General features: G+C 44.7%; 3 protein-coding genes. All 3 read left to right on the top strand.

The window, feature by feature from the left end; genetic code table 11:
* The coding region (locus tag F6J99_RS43120) for an S-layer family protein (protein WP_293123103.1) at positions 1-1,238 on the top strand (1,238 nt) is incomplete at its 5' end.
* A gap of 432 nt (positions 1,239-1,670) precedes the next feature.
* On the top strand, positions 1,671-2,207 hold the full coding sequence (locus F6J99_RS43115) for a universal stress protein (protein ID WP_293123100.1): 537 nt from the start codon (positions 1,671-1,673) through the stop codon (positions 2,205-2,207).
* Positions 2,208-3,124: 917 nt separating this feature from the next.
* Complete coding sequence (locus F6J99_RS43110; protein WP_365975390.1) at positions 3,125-3,244, top strand: adenosine-specific kinase; 120 nt, start codon at positions 3,125-3,127, stop codon at positions 3,242-3,244.
* The last annotated feature ends 535 nt before the right edge of the window (positions 3,245-3,779 follow it).

Raw genomic sequence — 3,779 nt, 5'->3', positions numbered from 1 at the left:
ATATAACGGTTAGAGCTAAGGAAGTCTCAGCCATTGGTACCTCACCTGATGGTATATTTCCCAGCGCTTTGGTTACAGCTACACTCGTCGGCACCGGCCCTGGCGGCAATTTAACCATTGAAACCGAGCGTTTGCTTGTCAGTGATGAAGCAGTATTTTCCTCTCGTACCCGTGGAGCTGGGGATGCTGGCAATATTACCATTCGGGCAACTGAGCTAGAGGTCAGTGATGGTGGAGAGGTGATTGCTTCTAGCTTAGGGGATGGTCAAGCTGGGAATATCATCCTCAATGTTAATGACATAGAGGTCACTGGCATTTCAGAAGATAGTCAGTTTCCTAGTCGGATTGCGGCCTTCTCAGAAGGTAACTCGGCTGCAGGTGATGTGATTATTACCAGCAACAACTTGAGAGTTCGCGATGGTGCCGAAATTTCCGTCAGTGCTCGTGGTAATGGGGATAATGCCAAGGCCGGTAATCTCGACATTACGGCCTCCTCGATTGTATTAGATCAAGCTACCCTTTCTGCTGAAGTTAATGCTGGAGATAAGGGCAATATTATTCTCGATTCCCAGGTTATCCTAATGCGTGATGGCAGTAACATCACTACCAATGCGAAAGGTGCTGCCACTGGCGGTAACATTACTATCGATACTGACTTGCTAGTTGCCCTCGAAAATAGCGATATCACTGCCAATGCTGAAAATAGCTTTGGGGGACGAGTGATTATCAATGCCTTAGGCATTTTTGGCACTGAATTTCGGCAACAACAAACTCCAGATAGTGATATTACCGCCTCTTCCCAACTGGGAGCTTCCTTTAGCGGTACTGTCGAAATTAATGCACCTTCCGCCGACCCTAGCGCTGCATTATTCCAGCTACCGGAAAATTTTGTTAATCCCAAACTGCTAGTTGCCACTGGTTGCGGTACCGATGATGGCAATCAATTTACCCAATTTGGCCGGGGTGGTTTACCCACAGACCCCACTAAACCGCTTCGGGGTCAAACCCTGTGGATGGATTTACGTCCATTACCTCGCCACAGCGCTCGCCGCCGGAAAAATCCTATCTTAGCTTCGAGTGCTTCTAATGCTTCTAATGCAGGTAACTCACGTCGGTCTAGAATTGTTGAAGCTAATCGATGGATTATTAATAACGACGGAGTAGTAGAGTTAGTGGCTGATTCACCTCAGTCGAGTCCCTTCATTTCCTGGTTTGAGCCTTATTATTGTTTACGGTAACAGCACTTGGGACGATGGCGCTACTTTTCTCTACTTTTACCGTTTATTATCATCATCCTACTAATTATCATCTCATTGCTATTTTTTTAACTAGGCCGATAAGTATTAAAAATAGTTAACGATTAGTTAATATCTGTCAGTAGTTTTTCTAGAATTAAATTATAGAACACTATCACATCGAGTAACATCTGACTAAACCACTGACTACAGGAAACTATTCAATCAACGTCTCCAATGTCGGTGATCCTCGCAAAGGGTGAACGTCAGGATTGAGCTTTGCTCACGCTTTGGGATTGAGCTTTGCTCACGCTTTGCGACCGTCCCCATCTTCCCTATCTTTCCGCTACAAAGGCAAGGCCTGATTGATTTTCTGGCAGTGCCTAAATTCCATGTCTTCGATACCCCATGTGAAGATACAAGGAAAAACTAATCATGGCTTACAAAAAAATTCTGGTAGCAATCGACCGCTCATCCCAAGCAGAAGGAGTGTTTGAACACGCCTTAGACCTAGCCGAAAAAGAACAGAGTACTCTGATGCTAGTACACTGCCTTTGGGAAACTCAGGAACTGATGACTCCTTACATCGGTCTTGGCACCATAGCCGATGTAGACCTGTATGGTAGTCTGCGAAAGGTTCAGCAAGAAAATCTGCAAAAACACGTTGAGGAAACCAAAGGGTGGCTAAGGAGTTATGCTCAACAGGCAAATGCTCAGGGTATTGCTGCCGAAGTATCTTGTCAATTGGCAGATCCGAGTCTAGGAATTTGTGAGCTAGCCCAAAAGTGGGGTGCGGATTTAATTGTTCTAGGTCGTCGAGGGCTTGGGGGTTTAAAAGAAATAGTACTCGGGAGTGTCAGTAACTATGTTGTTCACCATGCTCCTTGCTCAGTGTTGGTAGTTCAAGGGGTAGCAACCCCAAACATTGAGTTAACCACTACAGCCACTCCAGTAACTACAGATACAAAGTAGAGATTGAGCTTTGCTCACGCTTTGCGACCGACAGGCTTAACATTCTAGCGATGCAGCGCGGTCTTGGGGAGGCAGCGCGGTCTTGGGGAGGCAGCGCGGTCTTGGGGGTCCCCCCCCGGAGACGAAACCTTAGACAGTTGAGCCTTTATGGTTGGTAGGCTATGCAGAAAAGGGTTCAAACTTATTGATTAAGGCTCAACTGTCTTACGGTAACTTCAAACCATGAGCGACTGCCGTGGTTCCCCCCATGAGCGACTGCCGTGGTTTCCCCCATGAGCGACTGCATCAAGAAGGCTTTAGGGATTATGCATTTTTTACATAGATGGATCAAATAGACTGATTCATCACTAATCATTTCACTAATCTTTCTTACTTCCACCAGAAGTCTAGTCTCTTTTTGAGAGCAGGAATTCCACAATAACTCTACTTGTAGGGTGCGTTATTAACGCACCCTACTACTTATAGGTTTTGGTTATAGGTTTTGGTTATAGGTTTTGGAGTCCAGTTTTGTGTAAGTTGTGGGAGTTATTTCTCCGGGAATTTCTCAACAACTGTGGCTTATTGATGTTAGTTTGCTTGTATAGCAATCCCTGTAGGAATTGTAAAAATTTTGATCCCAAGTTCCCTGTTCCCAGATCCGCTGTTCCCTGTTCCCTTTGCTATACCCATACTTATGCATTTTTGTCAATGATGAGGTGATAATTAGATCTACAGGTTACCACCTGCCATCAGAAGAAGTATCTATGATGCCGGTAGGTATTTGGCATTTTGGCAGTAATTTTACTTCGACTGGAGATAATATGTAGGTTTTACGTTTAGTTTAGTGTTTTTACTGTTTCAATGTAGTGTTTTTACTGTTTCACTGAGGCTCAGAGGTCGGTGACAATCGAACTGAAAGTGGTTACGATAGAAGTTTTATCAGGGCGAGTAACATCATCATTATTGGTAACGCCCACTTTATTAAAACGGTCGTTGACTTATATCAGGTCATGATCGGAACTTCGAGCCAGCTAAAATTTGGCATCGTCTTCTGTTAAGCATCTGGATCATACTTGATCCGAGCTACAGCAAATGATCCAACGCTTAAATCTAATCCAACTCAGAATCCTCAAGGGATTCAGCTGTGGTCAGAAGTCTGCCCTATCCATTGTTCCACCGCCAATCCGGTACAGGAGATTGTAGCTGAAACTATGGGCGTAGCATCAAAAGGGTTGTGGATAGGTTTTAACCACAAGGAGTACAAGGTACTGATCAGGTCAAGACACCCAAGGATTTCCTGAGCCAGTACGGCGACAAGCTCTAGTACCAAGTCCAATTAATTACTGTCAAATTAATTAGTGCCAAAATAGTTCCTATATTGTTGGGAATGGATAATATGGGTAATAGGGCATGGGTGAGGGATGATTCTCAACTAGATTAGAAACGATAACGACCCCTTACATTACCCGTAATTATTAGTACACCTAGGCAGAAATTGGTGACTAGTTCCTTGGAAGATGAGGGGGTAAGGGGGTGAGGGGGATTTTTCGCGGTCAGCTATTTCCGTGCCTGTTGCACCAGAGACGGAAAATA

The organism is Moorena sp. SIO4G3 (assembly GCF_010692305.1).
GTDB lineage: Bacteria > Cyanobacteriota > Cyanobacteriia > Cyanobacteriales > Coleofasciculaceae > Moorena > Moorena producens_A.
This window is presented reverse-complemented; position numbering and strand designations above follow the sequence as displayed.

Coding starts and splice junctions, on each gene's coding strand:
- F6J99_RS43115 (WP_293123100.1), top strand. CDS start 1,671: ATGGCTTACAAAAAAATTCTGGTAGCAATCGACCGCTCATCCCAAGCA.